Consider the following 20,547-nt stretch of genomic DNA (forward strand, 5'->3'; position numbering starts at 1 on the left):
CAGTCGTCACCTCGATGACGTCAAAGGGATATCCATGGCCAGGACCGCCGACCCCAACCGCCGCGCCGAGCTGCTCGACCAGATCGTCGACTATCTGGCGGGGCACGGCCTCTCGACCCTGTCGATGCGACCGCTGGCCGAGCATCTGGGCAAGTCCACGCGCGTGCTGACGCACCACTTCGCCGACAAGGAGGAGCTGCTGTCGGCCACCATGGAGCGCCTCGACGAGCGGCACCGCGCCTGGCTGCGCTCGCTGCCCGGCTGGGCGGGCTCCGACAGCGTGGGCTCCATCATCCGCCGCACCTGGGACTGGCAGTCCTCTGAGGACAATCTGCCCATCGCGCGGCTCATCCACGAGATCGAGGGCCTGGCGGCGGGCGGGCGTCTGCGCGGCCATGTCCCACGGCTGTTGTCGGACCGGTCGGAGTTCGTGGCGGGGCTGCTGCGCGAGCGGGGCGTGCCCGAGGCCGACGCGCTGCGCATCTCCACGCTGGCCAACTCGGCGTACACAGGGCTGCAGATCGACTTGCTCACCACCGGCGACCGCGAGCGCGTCGAAGAGGCCCTGGACCAGCTCTGCGTCCTGGTGGACGAGTGGGTCGCTACTTCCGGGTAAACCAGAGCGGGATGTCGGCCAGCTCGGCGGCCGGGCCGCCGGCCAGCGTGCGGACGGGCCGGCCCGTGAGGTCCATCAGGACGACGTCGGCGTTCCCGCCGCCGCCGGGCACGGTCGCCAGGAAATGCCGCTCGTCCATCCAGCCGTTGAAACTCCCGCCCTCCGGCAACCGGGCGACGCCCTTCCTGTCGCCGCTCGCTTCGTCCCAGAAGCAAATATTTCGCGAGTTGTTCGGGCATTTCGTGGCAAAGACCGCTCCGAGGTTCGTACGCGCCACGCCGCCCGGCGCCACCTCGCCCACGTCAGAGAAGGCCCGCAGTTCCTCGCCGTCCAGGGCCAGCACCTTCACCACCCCGCCCGGCGCCCCGTACACCACGTTCCCGGCGTCCGCACCCCACGCGTACCTGGCCTGCTCCGCGCCCGCCACCCGCGTGACCTTGACCGTGCCGGCCACCGGGTCCACGACCGCGAACCCCACGGTCCTGGCCGGCTCGCCGGCCTCGACGACGGTCGTGAGCAGCCGCCCCCCCGTCAGGAGACCAGGCCGGCCAGAACAGTGTGGCGGGCTTGTCGACGGTGCGCAGGTCACGGTCGCGGCCGGTGGCGCGCTCGCGCAGCCGGATGGTCTCGAAGTCCGTCCGCTGGAGCCGCGTCGAGGACAGGGAGGCCACGTAGCCGCCGCCCGGCGAGACGATCGGCTCCTCCAGGTTGCCGAAGAAGGCGAAGCGCCGCGTGGCCGGGTCACGCACGTACGACCCGGCCTGGCCCTTGCGCTGGTCATGGTAGGAGGAGACCCACACGGGATCGTCGGGGCTCTCGTGAACGGTGATGCCGGTGTCCTGGAGCTCGACCTCTGACACCGAGGTGAGCGGCATCGGCCCTGCGCTCGGCGCCGGCGGGAGCCCAGCGGCCGGGCCAGCGGACGTGACGGCAGTGGGTGACGGACGGGTGAGCAGCACGGCGGCCGCGACAGCCACGGCGGCCACCACTGCGAGCGACACCGTGACGGCCGGGGGCAGCCGTCTGAGGTGGCGGGAGGGCGGCGCAGCCGACTGCTGCCCTTCTGCGAGCAGCCGCTGTTCAGGCACGCGGTGCCCGAGCAGCGTGAGCAGCGCCTGCGTGGCAGTCGGCCGTTCGCCGGGGTCCTTGGCCAGGCACCGCACCGCCAGCTCGCGCAGCTCGCCCTCAAGCTCTCCCAGAGCGGGCTCGGCCCGCGTGATGCGGTGAATGAGCGCCGGCAGCGGGCCCGTGCCGAACGGCGGGCGTCCCGTCGCGGTGGCCACCATGGTCGAGGCCCAGGCGAACATGTCGGCCGGCGCTCCCGCCGCACCCCCGCCGAACTGCTCGGGAGCCATGTACGGCGGCGTGCCCTCGATGACGTCGCCATGGTGCTCCAGCTCCTCCACGGCGCGGGAGATGCCGAAGTCGATCACCCGTGGCCCGTCCCTGCTGAGCAGCACGTTGCCGGGTTTGAAGTCGCGGTGCACGACGCCCGCCTGGTGGATGGCGGCCAGCGCGGTCAGCGTGCCGATGGCCAGCCTGCGCAGCTCCGCCCCGCGCAACGGGCCGCGCTCCTGGATCACCTGGGCCAGCGAGGGCCCGTCGACGAACTCGCTGACCACGTACGGCAGGCCGCCGGCCTCGCCGCCGTCCAGCACCTGAGCCGTGCAGAACGCCTTGACCCGCCGCGCGTAACCCGCCTCCTGACGAAAGCGATCGAGCGCGCCGGGATCGTCGAGCCCCGACCCGAGCAGCTTGACCGCGACCTGCCTTCCCTCGGGCGACTCGCCGAGGTAGACCACACCCTGGCCTCCCTCGCCCAGCCGGCCCACGATGCGGTGACCGCCCACTTCGCGGGGGTCGCCCGCGACCAGCGGCTTCATCGACCGGGGAAGCGGGCGAACCGGAGGAGGCCGCGCCCGGGCTCGACGTCGGCCAGCACGCGCTGCGTCGTGCCGAGGAGGTCCACGACCTTGACGGTGGCGGCGCCCTTCTTGCCCGGCTCCTGGATCAGGAGGTGCTTGTCGGTGAACCAGCCGAGCAGGCTCGATTCCTCGGCCTTGACAGGCACCGTCGCCTGGCGCGCGCCCGTCGCGGAGTTCCACACGCAGATCTCCTTCTCGCTGGGGCAGAAGGTGACGAAGCTCTTGCCGGACGGGGAGAACCAGTCGCGGTCGCGGGGCGCGCCCACCCAGTGCAACGTCTTGGTGACCTGGCCTGACATGTCGAAGTATTCGATGCCGTGACGCTTGCCGTCGCCGTATCCCCTGGCGATCGAGCCGTCCGGCGTGAAGGTGAAGCTGAACGCCGCGTCGTCGAAGTACTCGGTCTCGACGTGCACCGCCTTCCTCGTGGCCAGGTCGACGACCACGAAACCCACGACCCTGCGCGGCTCGCCGGCGTCGATGACCGACATGAGCAGCCGGGCGCCGTCTCTGGACCACACGGGAGTCATGGTCTGCAGCGGTTTCTTGACTGTGGTGACGACGAACGACTCACCTGTGGACAACCTGGCCAGCTTGACGTGGTCCATCTCAGAGTTCTGGAACTTCAGGAAGGGGTTGAGCGCCACCCAGTCGCCGCCGGGCGCTAGGGCTGGCTCCTCGGCCGTCCCCACCGCCTTGAAGGCGCCCCCGCGCTCCCTGACGTAGGCCGTGAACTTCCCCTTGGCCTCCAGATAGGACGCGGCGCGCACCGGATCGCTGGGATGCTCGTGCAGGGTGGCTCCGATGGTCGGCAGCTCGGAGTCGGTCGCCGCCTTCTTCTCGACCTTCTCCAGCGGGGCGACCGTGGCGGACGCGCTGACCGTGGGCTGCGCGGCGGGCCCGCCGGGTGAGCTGGTGGCGGCCACGCCCCGCACGGGCGTGCCGGTGTCCACCAGGGCGTAGACGCCGATCCCCGAGACCAGCGCCCCGGCGGCGAACGCGGCCACCAGCGCGAGCACGCGCACGCGCGGCCGCGCCCCGATGGGCGGTGGTGCGGGTTGCTCGCCGGGAAGGGAAGGGCCGGCTCGCAACGGGCCCGTGAGGAACGACGTCTGCCCGACCAAACGCAGCAGCACCTCACTCGCCGCGGGCCTGGCCGCCGGGTCCTTGGCCAGGCACGCGACGATCAGCGCGTGCAACTCGCCGAGGTCGGGCAGATCAGGCTCACCGCCGGTGATGCGATCGACGGTCGCCGCCATCGAACCGCCCTCGAACGGCGACGACCCCGAGACGGCGAACACCATGGTCGCCGCCCAGGAGAACACGTCGGCGGCCGGGCCGCCCTCGGCGCCGCGCAGCCGCTCGGGGGCGGTGTAGGCGGGAACCCCCACCTTGCGGGTGGAGGTCGCCGCCTCCGCCAGGGCGTGCTCCAGGCCGAGGTTGATCACCCGTGGCCCGTCAGGACCCAGCCGCACGTTGGCCGGGCTGATGTCCCCGTGGACGAACCCCGCCTGGTGGATCGCGACCAGCGCGGTGATCGTGCCGGCCGCCAGCCGGTGCAGTGCCACGCCGTCGAGGCCGCCACCGCTCTCCTGCAGCGTCGGGCCGTCGACGAACTCGCTGACGACGTACGTCCGGTCGTCCAGCATCCCCGTCGACAGGACCTGAGCGGTGCTGACCGCGGAAAGCCCGCGCAGGGGCTCCATCGCGTGCAGGAAGGGCGTGGGATCCAGCTCCGGCGGCAGCAGCCGGATGACCACGGCCTCGCCGCTGGGAGCGCGCCCGGTGTAGACGCCGGGGCCCAGCCGTCCGGTCACCCGGTGACCGGCCACCTCTGCAGGGTCGTCGCCGCGTAAACCTGAGATTTCTGACATGCCGCAGTTGCCTCCCACCACGTCTGGCCCCCCGATCGTCATTATGGGGGCGGAGGGGACGGAATGGGCGCTTTCTAGACTGGAAGGATGCCGGAGGGAGACGCCGTCCACCGTACGGCCGGCCGACTGCGCGGCGCCCTGGACGGGCGCGTGCTCACCAGGTCGGATTTCCGTGTGCCCAGGCACGCCACCGCCGACCTGACGGGGCGCGCTGTCGTCACCACGCTGTCGCGCGGCAAGCACCTGCTGACCCGCGTGGAGGGCGACCTGACCGTGCACACCCACCTGCGGATGGACGGGAGCTGGGTGGTGACGCCCGCCGGGCGGCGCACACCGCCCGGTGACCTGGTCAGGCTGATCCTCGCCAACGAGCGCTGGCAGGCGGTGGGGCGCAGGCTGGGCATGGTGGATCTCGTCAGGACGGATGAGGAGGCACGGCTGGTGGGGCATCTCGGCCCGGACCTGCTGGGGCCGGACTGGGATCCGGAAGAGGCCGTGCGGAGACTGCGAGCGGCGCCCGGCCGAACCATCGGGGAGGCGCTGCTCGATCAGCGCAACCTGGCCGGGATCGGCACGATCTATCGAGCCGAAACCCTGTTTCTGCGCGGGATCTGGCCGTGGCGGACGGTCGGAGAGGTCGAGGATCTGGAAGGGCTCGTGTCACTGGCCCAACGCATCATGGCCGCGAACGCCCATCATCGAGCGCCTGCGGGCACGGTGACCACAGGTGATCGCCGTCCGGCGAACCGGACGTGGGTCTACGGCAGGGCAGGGATGCCCTGTCGCCGATGCGGCACCCGCATCAGCCGCGGGGAAATGGGGGCAGGCGCACAGGAACGGCTGATCCTGTGGTGTGCCGGCTGCCAACCGCGTTAGGCGGCCACCATGTCCTTGACTTCGGGGAACACGGATTCGGGGATCGACCCGGGGACCGACTCCGCCAGGGGCAGGCGCTCGTGCTCGGGCACGTCGGCAAGCACGGGGGCAGCCTGGAGCTCCGCCAGCGCGAACTGGTCGGAAACTTCACGCAAAACCTGCGAAAGGGGCACGCCGAGTGCGCCGCAAATGGATGCGAGCAGCTCGGACGAGGCTTCCTTCTGCCCGCGCTCCACCTCGGACAAGTAGCCCAGCGAAACACGTGCGAGGGTGGACACCTCGCGCAGCGTGCGTCCCTGCCGCACCCGCAACCGCCTCAGCACGTCGCCGAGCAGCTGACGCAGCAGAATCATCTGTCGCTCCCTCCCCGGCGCGGATGTCTTCACCACGCCCCGCGCGATCGGTTCGTGCCGCACATTGGTCTTCTTCGCTTCGTACATACTCCTCGCCGTCATCACTGGGCTGGGCCGGCCAGGGGCCGCCGCTCGTGGCGCGTCGCTAGACTCATCAGGCCCGCCTGCCGGGCGCTCGGTGCTTGCAGTTGGCTCACGGACCTCACTCACAGCTCCACCGTACCCGTATCCACCGACACAGCGTCAGACCGTGCGTCGGATGTTCGCTCGGGACGTAACACAGTAATCACCCGGAATGTTCCCCTATGTTCGCCTTCAGCACACCTGCCAGGAGATCAACCGCCTCGTCCACCGTCTCTACCCTGATACGTTCGCGTGACCCTCTCAGGCTCAACGTCCGGGCCGAAATCCGCCCGCCCGGCCCGCAGACGGCCGCGTGGACGGTGCCGACGGGCCGTCCGTCCTGAGGTTCCGGCCCCGCCACGCCGGTCACCGCCAGCCCGTACGTGGCCCCGCACACCCGGGCGACCCCCGCCGCCATGGCCGCGGCCACGTCGGGATGCACGGCGCCCTCGCGGCGCAGCAGCTCGCCGGGCACGCCCAGCAGCTCCCGCTTGAGGTCGGTCGCGTAGGAGATCACACCGCCCACGAACGCCTGGGAGGCCCCGGAGACGGACGTGATGCTCGCCCCGATGAGCCCGCCCGTCAGCGACTCGGCCACCGCGACCGTGGCGCCCTGGGCCACCAGCAACCGCAACACCCCGGCCACGTCCGCCATCGATCGATCACTCCCCGCGCGCTCGCTTGGCGACCATGCGCAGCCGGATCGCCCTGGCGACGTAGTCGACCCCCGTGCCCACCGTGACGACCACCGCCGCGCCCATCACCACCCACCGGACGGGACCGGGCACGAACGGCAGCAGATAGAGCACGATGGCGGCGATCTGCAGCACGGTCTTGATCTTGCCACCGTAGCTGGCCGGGATGACGGCGTGCCGCAGCAGCACGAACCTGAGCGCCGTGATGCCCAGCTCCCTGCCGAGGATCACGACCGTGACCCACCACGGCAGCTCGCCCAGGATCGACAGGCACACCAGGGCCGCGCCGGTGAGCGCCTTGTCGGCGATCGGGTCGGCGATCTTGCCGAAGTCGGTGATGAGGCCGTAGCGCCGGGCCAGTTCACCGTCGAGATGGTCGGTGATCGAGGCCACCGCGAAGACCGCCAGCGCGGCCACCCGCCAGCCCGTGCCCGGCACGAACAGGCAGACGACAAAGAAAGGGACGAGCACCAACCGGAGGACCGTGAGGACGTTGGCGATGTTCCACGGGCTTACCACGCGGCGCTCGTCCCTTTTCATGGACCGGCCTTGATACGCGCGATCAGATCGACCCCCTCGGCGTCGACCACGACCGCGCGCACGATCTCTCCCCGGACCAGGCCGATGCCCTGCACCGTGACCGAGCCGTCGACCTCGGGGCCCTGGTGGGCGGCCCGGCCCTCGTAGCCGCCGTCACCCAGGTCGTCGTCGATGAGCACATCGACCTCGGTGCCGATGCGCTCCTCCGCGCGTTGCGCGGTCAGCTCCTCGGCCAGCTCGGTGAGCGCCCGCACCCGCTCGTCGACGACCTCCTGAGGCAGCTTGCCCGGCAGGTCGGCCGCCTCGGTGCCGTCTTCGTCGGAATAGCCGAACACGCCGATCACGTCGAGCCGGGCGGCCTCCAGGAAGGCGACCAGCTCACCGAACTCCTCCTCGGTCTCGCCGGGGAAGCCCACGATGAAGTTGGAGCGCACGCCCGCCTCAGGGGCACGCTCGCGGACGCTCTCCAGCAGCCCGAGGAACCGCTGGGGGTCGCCGAAGCGGCGCATCCGGCGCAGGACGGAGCCGCTGGCGTGCTGGAAGGACAGGTCGAAGTAGGCGGCGACGCCCTCGGTGCCGGTGATCACGTCGATCAGGCCGGGACGGAGCTCGGCCGGCTGCAGATAGCTGACCCGCACCCGTTCGACGCCCTCGACGGCCGCGAGGTCGGGCAGCAGTTTCTCCAGCGCCCGCAGGTCGCCCAGGTCCTTGCCGTAGGACGTGGAGTTCTCGCTGACCAGGACGAGCTCGCGCACGCCCCGGTGGGCCAGCCAGTCGGCCTCGGCCAGCAGGTCCTCGGGCTTGCGCGAGACGTAGGAGCCGCGGAAGGCGGGAATGGCGCAGAACGTGCAGCGCCGGTCGCAGCCGGAGGCGAGCTTGAGCGAGGCGACCGGGCTCTCGTCGAGCCGCCTGCGCAGCACGCGCGGGCCGCTCGCGGGCGCCAGCCCCTCGGGCAGGTCGCCGTGGCCTGGGATGTTGGGCCTGGACGCGCTGGCACGGTCCACCGGCGAGATGGGCAGCAGGGTGCGGCGGTCACGCGGTGTGTGCGGCTTGAGCGGCCGGCCGGCGACCACGTCGTCGAGGCGGCCGCCGATCTCGGCGTAGTCGTCGAAAGAGATCACCGCACTGGCCTCGGGCAGCGCGTCGGCCAGCTCGTTGCCGTAGCGCTCGGCCATGCAGCCCGCCGCCACCACCTTCGCACCGGAGTCGGCGGCGGCCAGCAGCGTGTCGATGGAGTCTTTCTTGGCCGACTCGATGAAGCCACAGGTGTTGACGACGACGACATCGGGGTCGTCGTCGCCCAGCTGCCAGCCGGCAGCCTCGAGTCGCGCGGCCAGCTCCTCGGAGTCGACCTCGTTGCGCGCGCAGCCCAGAGTGATCAGCGATGCGGTTCGGCGGGATGACATGGTGAACACTACGGTATCGGGAGTTGGCCACCACCCGATGCACCGGCTCCCTCAGTGACCCCCGCGCGACTACCGCGCCTGCGTCTTCGGCGGGCCGAACGAACGCCGCACCGACTCCCCCTCCTCGCCGAGCGACGTCACCTTCTTGCCGTTGACCTGCACCGACACGGCCCCCGCGTCGGCGATCAGCACGTTGACCTTGCCCTCGGCCCGCCAGGTCGACGTCTTTCCCGCTTTGAGCGTGCCCGCGAAGAGCTTGCGGCCCTCGGCGTCGCGCACGTTCACGTACGACGACCGTTTCGCCTTGATCCGGAGCGTCACCATGCCCTTCTTGGCGGCCCTGGCGCGCGGCGTCTCGGTGATGGGCGTGTTGGGCGGGACGCTGGGCTTGGCCGACGCCGCGCGTACGTCCGCCGTACGGACCTGGTCGCTGGCGCCCCCCAGCACCCGCATCATGCCGAACACCATCACGATCGCCAGCGCCACCCCCAGCGCCGCCGTCCAGTTGGGCCCCCGCCGCTCCGGCACGTTGATCTTACGGTCGGCCTGGAACACGGCCGAGGCGGCCACCGGTTCCGGTGCGCCGCCGTGCTGCTGGTCGAAAAGGTGCACGGTGGACTCGGGATCGAGGCCCACGGCGCGGGCCACGGCCCTGATGTGCCCTCTGGCGTAGAAGTCACCGCCGCATTGGCCGTAGTCATCCTGCTCCATGCGATGGATGATCGTCTCGCGAATATTGGTGGCCGCGCTGACCTGCGCGACCGTCAGACCGGCCGACTGCCTGGCCGCAGTCAGCACGGCCCCGATGCTCTGATCCTGCACAGCGAACGCCTCCCCATGGCGCCTGGACTAACCACCACGACGTTGCGTAGTGGTTCATATTCAACCAGTTACCGCTGGGCATGCACGCATTGGGGTCATTCGCCACGCAGGTCGGCCAGCAATCCCGGCAGATCATCCGGTTTCACCAGCACTTCGCGAGCCTTGGATCCTTCGCTGGGGCCGACCACGTTGCGGCTTTCGAGCAGGTCCATCAGCCGGCCGGCCTTGGCGAACCCGACGCGCAGCTTGCGCTGCAACATCGAGGTCGAGCCGAACTGGGTGGTCACGATCAGCTCGGCCGCCTGGATCAGCAGGTCGAGGTCGTCGCCGATGTCCTCGTCGATCTCCCGCTTGACCGGCGCGGCGGCCACGTCGTCGCGGTATTCGGCCTGCATCTGCGCCTTGCAGTACGCGACGATCTCGGCGATCTCCTTCTCCGAGACGAACGCGTTCTGGATGCGGATCGGCTTGCTCGCGCCCATCGGCAGGAACAGCGCGTCACCCTGGCCGACCAGCTTGTCGGCGCCGGGCTGGTCGAGGATGACCCGCGAGTCTGTGAGGCTCGACACCGCGAAGGCCAGCCTGGACGGCACGTTGGCCTTGATGAGCCCGGTGACCACGTCGACCGACGGCCGCTGCGTGGCGATCACCAGGTGGATGCCCGCCGCGCGGGCGAGCTGGGTGATGCGGACGATCGAGTCCTCGACGTCGCGCGGGGCCACCATCATGAGGTCCGCCAGCTCGTCCACGATCACCAGCAGGTACGGGTACGGCTGGTAGACCCGTTCACTGCCCGGCGGCGGCTGCAGTTTGCCCGCCCGCACGGCCTTGTTGAACTCGTCGACGTGCCGGAACCCCGACGCGGCCAGGTCGTCGTAGCGGCGGTCCATCTCACCGACCACCCATTCGAGGGCTTCGGCGGCCTTCTTCGGGTTGGTGATGATCGGCGTGATCAGGTGGGGGATGCCCTCGTAGACGCTGAGCTCGACCCGTTTGGGGTCGACCAGCACCATGCGTACCTCGTCGGGCGTGGCCCGCATCAGGACGCTGGTGATCAGCCCGTTGACGCAGACCGACTTACCGGCGCCGGTCGCGCCCGCGATGAGCAGGTGGGGCATCTTGGCGAGGTTGGCGACGATGGTGCGGCCCTCGACGTCCTTGCCCAGGCCGACGATCATCGGATGGTGGTCGGCCTGCGCGACCTGGGAGCGCAGCACGTCGCCCAGCGCCACCAGGTCCTTGTCGGCGTTCGGGATCTCGACCCCGATCGCCGACTTACCGGGGATGGGCGACAAGATCCTGACATCTGCGGATTTGACGGCGTACGCGATGTTCTTGGTGAGTGCCGTGACCTTCTCCACCTTGACCGCGGGCCCCAGCTCGATCTCGTAGCGGGTCACGGTCGGCCCCCGGGTGAACCCGATGACCTGGGCGTCGATGCTGAACTGCTCCAGCACGCTGGTCAGCGCGTTGACCACGGTCGTGTTGGCCTTGGTCTGCGGCTTGGGCGGCGTGCCCGGCTTGAGGTGCTGCAGGTCGGGCAGGCTGTAGGGCCCCGCCTGCGGCGACAGCACGAGCTGCTCCACCTTGCGCGGCGCCGGCGTCGGCTCGGGAGGCTCCTGCTTGCGCTCCAGGTCGGGAGCGGCCGCCGCCTCCTCGTCCGTCAGACCCGGCACGATCTCCGGGGAGTGGTCGGCGTGCTTGTCCTTCTCGGCCAGCACGGGCGTGTCGTACGGCTTGACGAGGTCGCCGCCCTCGGCGGCCTCGGCCTTCTTCGACCTGGCCCGCTTCTTGGACGGCGTCTTCGGCGTGGAGTCCTTGGGTTCGGCCTCGGCGTGCCGCTCGAACAGCAGGTGCTTGAGCTCGGCCAGCCGCTCGGGGACCCGGTGCACGGGGGTGGCGGTGATCACCAGCACGCCGAATCCCGACAGGATCAGCAGCAGCGGGATCGTGATCCACGGCGGCAGGATGCTCATGGGCGGCGCCGACACGATGAACCCGACCATGCCGCCGGCCTGCGACACCTTGTCCATGCCCTGGCCCTCACCCGCCGGGTAGGGGGTGCCGTTGGTCACGTGGATGACGCCGAGCACGCCGATCAGCAGGGCGGCCCATCCGATCACCATGCGCCCGGTGTCGGCGTTCTGGTCGGGGTGGCGGAGGTAGCGCCAGGCCAGCAGGCCGAGCAGCAGCGGCAGCGCCCAGGCCAGCGACCCGAACACGCCGCGCGCGGTCGCGTTCACCACGCTGGAGACCGCGCCGTCGCTGTTGCGCCACGTCATGCCCGCGACCACGATGGCGGCCGCCAGGACCGCCAGCCCCATCCCGTCGCGCCGGTGCGCGGGATCGAGCTCGCGGGCGTTCTTGCCCAGCGCGCGGGCCGTGCTGCCGATGCCGTTGGCGACCAGCATCCACAGTCCGACGATCAGTTTCCCGATCATCGTGAAGACCCAGCTGATCGGGTCCTGGTGGGTCACGGAAGGCTTGCGGCCGGTGGCGGATCCCTTAGCCCTGGACCGTCCCGGCGACGTGCCTCCGCGCTTCGCGGAGGTCGAGCGAGACGAGGTCGACCGCTTCGCCGGCCCTTTCGATGCGCTTTTCGGCGTACGGGTGGCCATGATGCCAAAGGTACGTCGGAGACACCGCGGAACGCGCGGAGGCTCGCCGGTGTCGTCCCATTCCGGCACCTCGAAAGCCGGCGGGACCTCTCGCTCTCAGGGGGATCATGGACAACCGGAGGTGGCGAGGCCGCCGGTCTGCCACTCTGAGAGTGACCAAGGTGCCACATCGAGTGATGTTCTAGGACGCATAGTGGACACGACCCGGGTGTCGAGCACGGCCTTCGAGGGCACACCGCATGCTCCGGCCCACGCGCGCAAGTTCGTCCGCCAGGTCCTCGGCGAGTGGCGCCTGAGCCACCTCGCCGAGGACGCCGTGCTGCTGACGAGCGAGCTCGTCACCAACGCCGTCGTGCACGCGGGCACCGGGATCGAGCTGACCTGCCGCCTCGACGTGGACGACGGCCCGGCGAAGCTGGAGATCGAGGTCGACGACCACCTGCCCGCGCGGACCATCGACGAGGCCGGTGTCATGCCCGAGGTCACCCCCGGCTCCGAGGTGCCGCCGTCAGGGCGTGGGCTCGCGCTCGCGGGCATGCTCGCCGACGCCTGGGGGGTCACGTACACGCGGACGGCCAAGCGGGTCTGGGTGCGGCTGGAGCTCGCGGACGGCGGCGACGGGCAGGAGGCGGTGGCGGGCCTGCCGGCCACCGCCTCCGCCGACACCCTGCACGTGGGCGTGGTGGTCTCCGACGGCGACGGGCTCGTACGCTCGTGGAACTCCGAGGCGCAGCAACTGCTCGGCTGGCCTCCCGAGCAGGCGATCGGCCGCCCGCTCGCCGACCTGGTGGCCTGGCGGGGCCACGGCCCGTACGCGCTGTCGCTGACCGACACGCTCGGCCTGGGCCGCTGGCGGGGCGAGGCACGCATGCGACACGCCGACGGCAGGCTGGTGCCCGTCTACGTCTCCCATCTGCGCACCAAGGGGCGTGCCCGGGAGCGCAGGTCGATCTGGATGGTGGTGGCCGGCGACCACCGCTACGTGCTGACGCCGCCGCCCGCGCCGCGCAGGGAGGCGGGCCGGCGCATCAAGGACCTGCTCGACCAGGACATGCCGTTCCCGGAGCTGCTCGACACGATCACCAGGATCATGCACATGTCCAGCGGCGGCGACGCCGCGTACGTGCTGCTCCCCGCGGAGGGCGGCAACAGGTTCGGCGTGGCCGCGGGCGCGGGTGCGACGGCGGGACTGGTGGGGGTGCTGGCCACCGGCGTGTTCGGCGCCGAGCGCAAGACGCCCGCGATGATCGAGGACCTGCTGGCCGGTGAGGTCGAGCTGGCCGAGCAGCTGCGCGCCCGTTCGCTGGCGTGCGCGCCGCTGCTCCTCGCGGGCGAGGTGACGGGCTATCTCGCGGTGACGGCGGAGCAGCCCGGCCGCTTCGACCAGGAGCTCACGGTGAGCCTGCAGCACATCGCCGACCAGGTGGCGGTGCCGTTGCAGCGCGAGCGGCTGGCCGAGCAGGACCGGGCGCACCGGGGCCGGCTGTCGTTCCTGGCCGAGGCGGGCGAGCTGCTGGCCGGCGTGCACGACGAGGAGCTGATCGCGGCGCTGACCGCGCAGCTCGTCGTGCCCAAGATCGCGACGTGGGCGGCCGTCTACCTGACCGACCTCGCGGGCATGACCAGGCTCGCCCACGTCTGGCACAGCGAGGAGCACCACAACGCCGGCCTGCGCAAGTCGCTGCCCGCGGTCTCCCGCGCCGCGCTCGACGAGGTGAGCTGGCCGTCCGGCCCTGAGGCGGTGCTGTCGTTCCCGCTGCTCACCCAGGGCAGGTCGTACGGCACGCTGGTGATCGGCCGCACGGAGCCGACGCTGCCGCTGGAGCTCGCCGACCTGCTGGGCGACCTGTGCCGCCTGGTGGCGCTCAACCTGCACACCGCGATGCTCTACGCCCGGCAGGCGACCACGTCACGGGTGCTGCAGCGCAGCCTGCTGCCGATGCGTGTGGCGCCCATGCCCGGCCTGGAGTCCGCCGTCGTCTACGAGCCGGCCGAGGAGGGCGCGGACGTCGGCGGCGACTTCTACGACCTGTTCACGGTGGGCGACCACTGGTGCTTCGCGCTGGGCGACGTGTGCGGCAGCGGGCCTGAGGCGGCCGCGGTGACGGGGCTGGCCCGCCACGCCGTACGCCTGCTGGCCAAGGAGCACTACACGGTGGCCGACATCCTCGACCGGCTCAACCAGGCGCTGATGGAGGAGGACGACGACGACGAGGGCAGGTTCCTCAGCCTGCTGTGCGGGGAGCTGACCCCGCTCCCGCAGGGTGGCGCCCTGTGCACGATCGCCTCGGCGGGGCATCCCCCGCCGCTGCTGCTGCGCGCCGACGGCCGGGTCGAGGCGGTGGCGACGCCGCAGCTGCTGCTGGGCATCGAGGCCGGCGCCAGGTTCTACGTCGAGACGTTCGAGCTCGCGCCCGAGGACGTGCTCCTGTGCGTGACCGACGGAGTGACCGAGCGGCGGGACGGCGCCCGGCTGCTCGACGACGGCAACGGGCTGGCGGAGCTGCTGGCGCAGTGCCGGGGGCTGAGCGCCCACGCGATCGCCGAACGGGTGCGGCACACGGTCGAGACGTTCGCCCCCGAGCCGTCGCAGGACGACGTGGCCCTGCTGGTGATCAAGGCCGCCGCCGCCCTGCGCCCGGTCGGATGAACCGGTCAGATGAACCGGTAGGTGGTGGACGAGGTGCGGATCTCGCCCGGCCTGAGCACGGTGGAGGGGAACTGCGGCTGGTTGGGCGAGTCGGGGAAGTGCTGGGTCTCCAGGCACAACCCGGCGAACGGCCCGTACGGCGTCTCGACGCCGTCCAGCATGCTGCCGCTGTAGAACTGCACGCCGGGCTCGGTGGTGGTGACCTCCATGGTCAGCCCGCCGGCGTTCACCCTGATGTCGCCGTCGAGCACGAAGCAGTGGTCGTAGGCGCCGTCGTAGCGCTCCCCCACGGCGTGCGGCTCGGTGAAGTCGAACGGTGTGCCCTTGGCCGGCGCGAGCTCGCCCGTCGGGATCTTGCCCTCGTCGACCGGCAGGTAGTGCTCCGCCTCCATCCGGATGACGTGGTCGAGCACGTCGCCGCCGCCCTTGAGGTTGAAGTAGGAGTGGTTGGTCAGGTTGACCACGGTCGGCGCGTCGGTCTTGGCGGAGTAGTCGATCCGGAGGGCGTCCTCGGCCAGCGTGTACGTGACCGTGGCGGTCAGCGTGCCCGGATAGCCCTGGTCGCCGTCGGGGCTGGTCAGCGCGAGCATCACCGACGCGTCCGTGCGGCCGGCGATGGTCCACACCTTGCGGTCGAAGCCCTCGGTGCCGCCGTGCAGGCTGTGGGCGCCGTTGTTGATCGGCAGGTGGTACTCGACGCCGTCGAGGGTGAAACGCCCGTTCGCGATGCGGTTGCCGTAGCGGCCGACGACGGCGCCGAAGTAACGGCTGCGGGTGAGGTAGTCCTCCAGTGTGTCCAGCCCGAGCACGACGTTCACCCCGGAAACCTCCAGGGTGCGCACGATGGCGCCGTAGGTGAGCACCTCGGCGCGCAGGCGCCCCGATGACAACTCCACGCTCTCGACCTGCTCGCCTGACGGCAGCGTTCCGAAGTTCATGATTGGGCCCTTCCCGTGGACTCGCGGACTATGAGGGCGGTGTCGAGGGTCACGGTCGCACCCTCGCCCCCCGACTGGAGCAGCAGGTCGACGGCCATCCTCCCGGCCGGCGCCGCCGGCATGGCCACCGTCGTCAGCTTGGGCCGGTTGAGCCGTCCTGGCAGGATGTCGTCGAACCCGATCACACTTATCTGGTCTGGTACCCCTATCTCCATCGCCGACAGTCCCTCGATGACGCCAAGCGCGACGAGATCGTTGTAGGCGAGCACCGCGCTCGCCCCGCAGGCGGCCACGTCGGCCGCCACGGCCAGGCCGCCTGCCTCCGTCGGCTGGTTGGGGCCGAAGAAGACCAGGTCGAGGCCGGGCGTCTCGGCGGCAACGCCCTGCATCTCGTTGCTGGTCCACGAGCCGATCGGGCCGGACACGAGCGCGATCCTGCGGTGGCCGAGCCCCGTCAGGTGCTCCAGCGCCTGCCTGGCGCCCTGGGCGACGTTCATGAGCACGGCGGGCATGCCCTTGACGCGCCGGTTCACCACCACGAACGGCACGTCCTCCGCCAGGCGTTCGATCATCCGGTTCGACAGCCGGGGGCTGCACAGCAGGACACCGTCCACCTGTTTGGTGAGCGTCCTGATCAGCTCCTCCTCGACCCGCGGGTCCTCGTCGGTGTCGGCCACGAACACGTGGTAGTCGCGCCCTCTGGCCTGCGCCTGGGCGGCCTTGATGAGCGGTGGGAAGAACGGGTTGGCGATGTCGGCGACAATGAGGCCCATGTTGAACGTACGGCCGGTCGTCAGCGCCCTGGCCGCCCGGTTGGGCCGGTAGCCGAGGTCGTCGGCGGCGGCCAGCACGCGGGTCCGGGTGGCGGGGTTGACCAGGTGCGGCGCGGAGAAGGTGCGCGACACTGTGGACACGTGGACGCCGCAGGCGCGGGCCACGTCCTTGATCGTCGCCGCCATCGCCGTCCTCCCTTGCAAACGGTTGCCAGACTAAACCTTGACCTTCATGCCCGTGGCCGTCAAGGTTCTTGCAACCGGTTGCCGGGCTACCAGATGCCGCCGAGTTCGTTGAGCGTGAACACGCCGCCGGCCCGGTGGTGCAGCGGCTCCGACAGGTCGGGCTCGCCCTGCTCGGCGATGAGCGCGGCGGCCTGGGCCTCGGAGTCGTCGCGGGAGACGTACCCGATGGCTTCGGCCTCCTCCAGCGACCACCAGCGGCGGGTGTTGTCCGAGACGCCCCAGACCACGTGATAGCCGGGCGCGGTCAGCCCGGCCTCGACGAGGCGCGTGAGGTCGTCGGGCGAGATCCAGGTGGCCAGCCCGCGCGTGTCGGCCGACGCCACGTTGCAGGTGCCGAGCCTGATCACAGTGACGTTCATGCCGAACCGGTCGTGGTAGAGGCTTCCCAGCGCCTCCATGACGACCTTGCTCACGCCGTAGTAGCTGTCGGGCCGGGGAAAGGCGTAGTCGGGCAGGTCGGCGCCGCCGGGCGGCCTGGTGTGGAATCCCGCCGCGTGGTGGCTGCCCATGAGGACGAGGTGCTCGACGCCGGCGTCGCGGGCCGCCTCCATCAGCACGTGCAGGCCCTCGATGTTGGCCCGCACGATGTCGGCCCAGGGCCGCTCCCTGCTCTGGCCGCCCAGGTGGAGCACCGCGTCCACGTCCTTCATGGCCTCGGCCACGGCGGCGGGGTCGGCGAGGTCGGCCTCCACCCATTCCTCACCGGGGCCCGGCTCGACGGGCTGCAGGTCAGAGAGGCGCAGAACGCGTCCCTCGCGGGCCAGTCGCGGGCGGAGCAACGTGCCGACTTTTCCCGCGGCCCCTGTCATCAGAATGCGCATGTTCCTTGGTGTACACGATTCTGGCCGAAATTCACATCCTTGAATATTGACCGTGAACGGGATGAGTGATTACGGTCACAGACACATATCCATGTGCACGACTCATGTCCACGTATGTGAACGGGAGGCGGTCTGATGTCACGACGTCTGCTCGGGACCGCGATCATCGCGTCCCTGGCCGTAACGCTGACAGGCTGCGGTTCCGGGGGATCAAGTTCAGAAGACACCAACACCTTGGAGATCTGGATCAGGCAGCCGGCCGATTCCGATGCTGCCAAGACCGCACAGAAGCTCGCCGACGCATTTACCAAGGCCAGCGGCACTCCGACGAAAGTCGTCGCGATATTCGACGACTTCGAGACCAAGCTGAACCAGCAGGCGGCGCAGAAGCAGCTTCCCGACATCGTCATCAACGACACCGCCCAGATCGGCACCATGCAGTCGCAGGGCTGGCTGCAGGAAGTCGACAAAGCCTCCCTGGCCGGCGGCGACCAGGTGTCGGAGCTGGCATGGAAGGCCGCCACGGCCAGTGACGGCAAGACGTACGCGGCTCCGTTCTCCGCCCAGGCGTTCGCCCTGTTCATCCGTAAGGACTGGCGGGAGAAGGTCGGCATGGAACCGCCCGAGACATGGGAGGACCTGGCGAAACTCGCCACCGCCTTCACCGAGAAGGACCCCGACGGCAACGGCAAGAAGGACACCAGCGGCTTCGTCATCCCCGCCGGCACCAAGCGCGGCTACGCCTCCTGGTACGCCTCCTCCCTGATCTACGCCAACGGCGGCGACTTCATCAAGGCCAACGGCCCCGGCAAGTTCACCGCCACGATGAACGACCCCAAGACCGTCGAGGCCGTCCAGTACCTTCAGGACCAGTTCTGCACGACCAAGACCGTCAACCCCGGCGCGGTCAGCAACGACACGACCGTCACGCACGAGGTCTTCGAGAAGGGGCAGGGCGGCATCTACCTGACCGGCCCGTACGTGCTGTCCAGGTTCGTCAACGGCATCGGCACCGACAAGCTCGAGGTCGTCCCGGTGCCCAAGGGCCCGTCCGGCGGCCCCGGCACGCTCGGCGAGGGCGAGAACGTCTACCTCATGGCCGGCTCCGAGAACCAGGAGGCGCAGAAGAAGTTCGCCGAGTTCGCCATCTCCGCCGAAGGCCAGCGGATCGGCATGGACAAGGACAACAGCGGCCCCATCGTCCGGCTCCCCGTCAACACCCAGGTCGACATGGCCGCCGAGCGCCAGGACCCGCGGTGGAAGGTGTTCCAGGAGGCGTACGAGAACGCCGTCTACGCCCCGCCGGTGCCCAACTGGGCGCCGATCCGCCAGGACTCCGCCGACTCGATCAACGCCGTCTGGGCCGACTGCTCCGCCGACGTCAAAGCCAAGATGGAGGAGCTGAACACCAAGCTCACCCAGGAACTGCAGAGCCAGCAAGCGTCATGACGTCCACACTCACGCCGGCGCGGAGCTCGGCGGCGCCCCCTCACCGCCGCACCAGATCGGTGCGGTGGCGGGGGCCTGCGGTCGCGTGGTTGTTCCTGGCGCCCGCTCTGGTGCTCTTCCTGTACTTCAAGTTCATCCCGATGTTCGTGGGCCTGTGGAAGAGCCTGTTCAAGGTCCAGACGTTCCTCGGTGACGAATGGGTCGGCCTGCAGAACTACCGGACGATCATCTCGGACGACGAGTTCGCCTCGGCCATCTGGCACAGCGTCGTGCTCGCGCTCGGCACCACGGTCGGCTCCATCGTGCTGGGGCTCGGTCTCGCGCTGCTCATCGAGGGGCCGGCGCGATACCTGTGGTTCGTCAGGACGGCCGCCTTCCTGCCGGTCGTCACCACGATGGCGGCCGTGGCCGAGGTCTGGCGGATCATGTTCCACCCGGCCGACAGCGGCATGCTCAACATCATCATCGGCTGGGCGGGCATCGGTCCGCAACCCTGGCTGGCCAGCGAGGACTCCTCGTTGTGGTCGATCATGATCATGAGCATCTGGCGCGGCACGCCGTACGACATGATGATCTTCCTGGCCGGGCTCGTCGGCGTGGACCGCACGCTGTACGAGGCGGCGGCCGTGGACGGGGCCTCCACCTGGCGGCGGCTGCGGCACATCACGCTGCCGGCGCTGCGGCCGGTGTTCTGGATCCTGTTCACGCTGGCGGCCATCCGCGGGCTGCGGGTCTTCGTCGAGGTGTACGTGCTCACCAACGGCGGCCCGAACGGTTCCTCCGAGGTGCTCATGACCCTGATCTACAAGCTCGGCTTCCAGAAGAACGAGCTGGGCGTCGCCTCGGCGGGCGGAATCGTGTTGTTCGCCGCCACGCTGGCGCTCACGGTGGTCGTGCAGATGTTGCGCAGGAGGCAGACGACATGAGGTTCGACAGCGCTCTGGGCCTGGAGTCGCGCAAGGGCCCGCTGGCCATCGCCGGAAAGACCCTGATTTATGGCCTTATGGTGCTCGTATTCACCGGGCCGCTGGTCGCGCTGCTCATGAGCTCGTTCAGCAAGACCCTCGACCCGACGTCCTTCTCCCTGTGGCCCGACGAGTTCACCCTGGACAACTTCGTCCAGGCCGGGGAGAAGAACGTCTATCTCTACCTGCTCAACTCGTTCGTGGTCGTGGGCTTCGGGCTGCTGTTGCAGGTGCTGGTCAGCGTCTTCGCCGCCTACGCCCTGGCGCGCAAGAAGTTTCGCGGCATGACCGTCGTGATGCTGCTCATGCTCGCCACGATGATGCTCCCCGAGGAGATCATCGCGATCCCCCTCTCGCTCGTCCTGGCCGACATGCCGCTGCTGAACCTCAACCTCATCGGCACCTACGCGGGCATGATCCTGCCCGTCGGCGCCTGGGGTTTCTCCATCCTCGTGATGACGGAGTTCATGAAGGAGGTGCCGGTCGAACTGGAGGAGGCCGCCCGCATCGACGGCGCGGGCGAGCTGCGCATCTTCGCCACGATCATCGTGCCGCTGTGCCGCCCCGCGCTCGGCGTGATCGGCGTCTTCGGCTTCACCATGATCTGGGACCAGTATCTGCTGCCGCTGATCGTCGCACCGGCGTCCGACATGTGGACACTGCCCATCGCGCTGCGCTCGCTCCGTTCCGACGAGGAGGTGGGGATCGGCGTGCTGCTCGCCGCCTCGCTGCTGGCGCTGCTCCCCTCGATCATCGCGTTCCTGGCCTTCCAGCGGCAGTTCATGCGTGGCCTGACAAGCGGCGCGGTCAAGGGTTAGGCGTCCACGTATATGGACGGTATCCCATATCCTGGATGT

At 70.0% G+C, this 20,547-nt stretch carries 18 protein-coding genes; 6 read left to right on the plus strand and 12 right to left on the minus strand.

Translation table 11 applies throughout. The annotated features are described in order from the left end of the window. Window positions 1–34: 34 nt before the first annotated feature. Window positions 35–616, plus strand: coding sequence for a TetR/AcrR family transcriptional regulator (locus E1295_RS15005; protein WP_132630880.1), 582 nt, complete (start codon window positions 35–37; stop codon window positions 614–616). Here the strand turns inward: E1295_RS15005 and E1295_RS48700 are convergent. Genes E1295_RS48700 through E1295_RS15015 form a run of 3 tightly spaced genes read right to left on the minus strand, consistent with a single transcriptional unit; the run spans window position 603 to window position 4,415 of the window. Beyond that, window positions 603–959 carry a hypothetical protein gene (locus E1295_RS48700; protein ID WP_166427236.1) on the minus strand — a complete coding sequence of 119 codons (357 nt, stop codon included), beginning with the start codon at window positions 957–959 and terminating at the stop codon, window positions 603–605. The two genes, E1295_RS15005 and E1295_RS48700, sit on opposite strands and share 14 nt — an antisense overlap. Beyond that, window positions 919–2,499, minus strand: coding sequence for a serine/threonine-protein kinase (locus tag E1295_RS15010; protein WP_132630881.1), 1,581 nt, complete (start codon window positions 2,497–2,499; stop codon window positions 919–921). The genes E1295_RS48700 and E1295_RS15010 overlap by 41 nt, the downstream gene beginning before the upstream one ends. Next, window positions 2,496–4,415 (minus strand): serine/threonine protein kinase, encoded by a 1,920-nt coding sequence (locus E1295_RS15015; protein WP_166427237.1) that lies wholly within the window; start codon window positions 4,413–4,415, stop codon window positions 2,496–2,498. Before E1295_RS15015 ends, E1295_RS15010 begins: the two co-directional genes overlap by 4 nt. Before the next feature lie 87 nt (window positions 4,416–4,502). Here E1295_RS15015 and E1295_RS15020 point away from each other — a divergent pair, with 87 nt between their 5' ends. Then, the gene (locus tag E1295_RS15020) at window positions 4,503–5,291 is read left to right on the plus strand and encodes a DNA-formamidopyrimidine glycosylase family protein (protein ID WP_132630883.1); all 789 of its coding nucleotides are present in this window, start codon (window positions 4,503–4,505) and stop codon (window positions 5,289–5,291) included. Here E1295_RS15020 and E1295_RS15025 read toward each other — a convergent pair. From E1295_RS15025 to E1295_RS15050, 6 genes are all read right to left on the minus strand, one after another. Further along, window positions 5,288–5,644 (minus strand): helix-turn-helix domain-containing protein, encoded by a 357-nt coding sequence (locus E1295_RS15025; RefSeq protein WP_132596132.1) that lies wholly within the window; start codon window positions 5,642–5,644, stop codon window positions 5,288–5,290. The two genes, E1295_RS15020 and E1295_RS15025, sit on opposite strands and share 4 nt — an antisense overlap. Window positions 5,645–5,930: 286 nt before the next feature. Continuing rightward, the gene (locus E1295_RS15030) at window positions 5,931–6,422 is read right to left on the minus strand and encodes a CinA family protein (RefSeq protein WP_132630884.1); all 492 of its coding nucleotides are present in this window, start codon (window positions 6,420–6,422) and stop codon (window positions 5,931–5,933) included. Window positions 6,423–6,429: 7 nt separating this feature from the next. Continuing rightward, complete coding sequence (gene pgsA / locus E1295_RS15035; RefSeq protein WP_132630885.1) at window positions 6,430–7,002, minus strand: CDP-diacylglycerol--glycerol-3-phosphate 3-phosphatidyltransferase; 573 nt, start codon at window positions 7,000–7,002, stop codon at window positions 6,430–6,432. Further along, complete coding sequence (gene rimO, locus E1295_RS15040) at window positions 6,999–8,408, minus strand: 30S ribosomal protein S12 methylthiotransferase RimO (protein ID WP_132630886.1); 1,410 nt, start codon at window positions 8,406–8,408, stop codon at window positions 6,999–7,001. The genes pgsA and rimO overlap by 4 nt, the downstream gene beginning before the upstream one ends. A 69-nt stretch (window positions 8,409–8,477) precedes the next feature. Continuing rightward, a complete protein-coding gene (locus E1295_RS15045) occupies window positions 8,478–9,230 on the minus strand; it encodes a helix-turn-helix domain-containing protein (protein ID WP_132630887.1) in 753 nt (250 codons plus the stop codon). A gap of 95 nt (window positions 9,231–9,325) precedes the next feature. Then, the gene (locus E1295_RS15050; RefSeq protein ID WP_132630888.1) at window positions 9,326–11,848 is read right to left on the minus strand and encodes a DNA translocase FtsK; all 2,523 of its coding nucleotides are present in this window, start codon (window positions 11,846–11,848) and stop codon (window positions 9,326–9,328) included. A 193-nt stretch (window positions 11,849–12,041) separates the two neighbouring features. Between E1295_RS15050 and E1295_RS15055 the strand changes: the two genes are divergently transcribed. Next, window positions 12,042–14,498, plus strand: coding sequence for a SpoIIE family protein phosphatase (locus E1295_RS15055; RefSeq protein WP_166427238.1), 2,457 nt, complete (start codon window positions 12,042–12,044; stop codon window positions 14,496–14,498). A 5-nt stretch (window positions 14,499–14,503) separates the two neighbouring features. Here E1295_RS15055 and E1295_RS15060 read toward each other — a convergent pair whose 3' ends face one another. The 3 genes from E1295_RS15060 to E1295_RS15070 form a co-directional block, all read right to left on the minus strand. Continuing rightward, the gene (locus E1295_RS15060) at window positions 14,504–15,436 is read right to left on the minus strand and encodes an aldose epimerase family protein (RefSeq protein WP_132630890.1); all 933 of its coding nucleotides are present in this window, start codon (window positions 15,434–15,436) and stop codon (window positions 14,504–14,506) included. Then, entirely contained in the window at window positions 15,433–16,395 is a 963-nt protein-coding gene (locus tag E1295_RS15065) for a LacI family DNA-binding transcriptional regulator (protein ID WP_132630891.1), read from the minus strand. The genes E1295_RS15060 and E1295_RS15065 overlap by 4 nt, the downstream gene beginning before the upstream one ends. 86 nt (window positions 16,396–16,481) lie before the next feature. Beyond that, window positions 16,482–17,276, minus strand: coding sequence for an NAD-dependent epimerase/dehydratase family protein (locus E1295_RS15070; RefSeq protein ID WP_166427239.1), 795 nt, complete (start codon window positions 17,274–17,276; stop codon window positions 16,482–16,484). 234 nt (window positions 17,277–17,510) lie between these two features. On the opposite strand from E1295_RS15070, the gene E1295_RS15075 reads away from it, so the two are divergent. The 3 genes from E1295_RS15075 to E1295_RS15085 are packed head-to-tail and all read left to right on the plus strand — an operon-like array spanning window position 17,511 to window position 20,508. Further along, window positions 17,511–18,725 carry a sugar ABC transporter substrate-binding protein gene (locus E1295_RS15075; RefSeq protein ID WP_246080048.1) on the plus strand — a complete coding sequence of 405 codons (1,215 nt, stop codon included), beginning with the start codon at window positions 17,511–17,513 and terminating at the stop codon, window positions 18,723–18,725. After that, window positions 18,722–19,651: a carbohydrate ABC transporter permease gene (locus tag E1295_RS15080; RefSeq protein WP_132630893.1), complete on the plus strand. Its 930-nt coding sequence runs from the start codon at window positions 18,722–18,724 to the stop codon at window positions 19,649–19,651. The genes E1295_RS15075 and E1295_RS15080 overlap by 4 nt, the downstream gene beginning before the upstream one ends. Further along, window positions 19,648–20,508 (plus strand): carbohydrate ABC transporter permease, encoded by an 861-nt coding sequence (locus E1295_RS15085; RefSeq protein ID WP_132630894.1) that lies wholly within the window; start codon window positions 19,648–19,650, stop codon window positions 20,506–20,508. Before E1295_RS15080 ends, E1295_RS15085 begins: the two co-directional genes overlap by 4 nt. Window positions 20,509–20,547: the final 39 nt, after the last annotated feature.

Source organism: Nonomuraea mesophila (assembly GCF_004352805.1).
Taxonomy (GTDB): Bacteria; Actinomycetota; Actinomycetes; order Streptosporangiales; family Streptosporangiaceae; genus Nonomuraea; species Nonomuraea longispora.

Bases quoted from the DNA above. Each gene is read 5' to 3' on its own strand.
- E1295_RS15005 (WP_132630880.1), top strand. From the start codon at position 35: ATGGCCAGGACCGCCGACCCCAACCGCCGCGCCGAGCTGCTCGACCAG.
- E1295_RS15010 (WP_132630881.1), bottom strand. From the start codon at position 2,499: ATGAAGCCGCTGGTCGCGGGCGACCCCCGCGAAGTGGGCGGTCACCGC.
- E1295_RS15015 (WP_166427237.1), bottom strand. From the start codon at position 4,415: ATGTCAGAAATCTCAGGTTTACGCGGCGACGACCCTGCAGAGGTGGCC.
- E1295_RS15020 (WP_132630883.1), top strand. From the start codon at position 4,503: ATGCCGGAGGGAGACGCCGTCCACCGTACGGCCGGCCGACTGCGCGGC.
- E1295_RS15025 (WP_132596132.1), bottom strand. From the start codon at position 5,644: ATGATTCTGCTGCGTCAGCTGCTCGGCGACGTGCTGAGGCGGTTGCGG.
- E1295_RS15030 (WP_132630884.1), bottom strand. From the start codon at position 6,422: ATGGCGGACGTGGCCGGGGTGTTGCGGTTGCTGGTGGCCCAGGGCGCC.
- pgsA (WP_132630885.1), bottom strand. From the start codon at position 7,002: ATGAAAAGGGACGAGCGCCGCGTGGTAAGCCCGTGGAACATCGCCAAC.
- rimO (WP_132630886.1), bottom strand. From the start codon at position 8,408: ATGTCATCCCGCCGAACCGCATCGCTGATCACTCTGGGCTGCGCGCGC.
- E1295_RS15050 (WP_132630888.1), bottom strand. From the start codon at position 11,848: ATGGCCACCCGTACGCCGAAAAGCGCATCGAAAGGGCCGGCGAAGCGG.
- E1295_RS15060 (WP_132630890.1), bottom strand. From the start codon at position 15,436: ATGAACTTCGGAACGCTGCCGTCAGGCGAGCAGGTCGAGAGCGTGGAG.
- E1295_RS15065 (WP_132630891.1), bottom strand. From the start codon at position 16,395: ATGGCGGCGACGATCAAGGACGTGGCCCGCGCCTGCGGCGTCCACGTG.
- E1295_RS15070 (WP_166427239.1), bottom strand. From the start codon at position 17,276: ATGCGCATTCTGATGACAGGGGCCGCGGGAAAAGTCGGCACGTTGCTC.
- E1295_RS15080 (WP_132630893.1), top strand. From the start codon at position 18,722: ATGACGTCCACACTCACGCCGGCGCGGAGCTCGGCGGCGCCCCCTCAC.
- E1295_RS15085 (WP_132630894.1), top strand. From the start codon at position 19,648: ATGAGGTTCGACAGCGCTCTGGGCCTGGAGTCGCGCAAGGGCCCGCTG.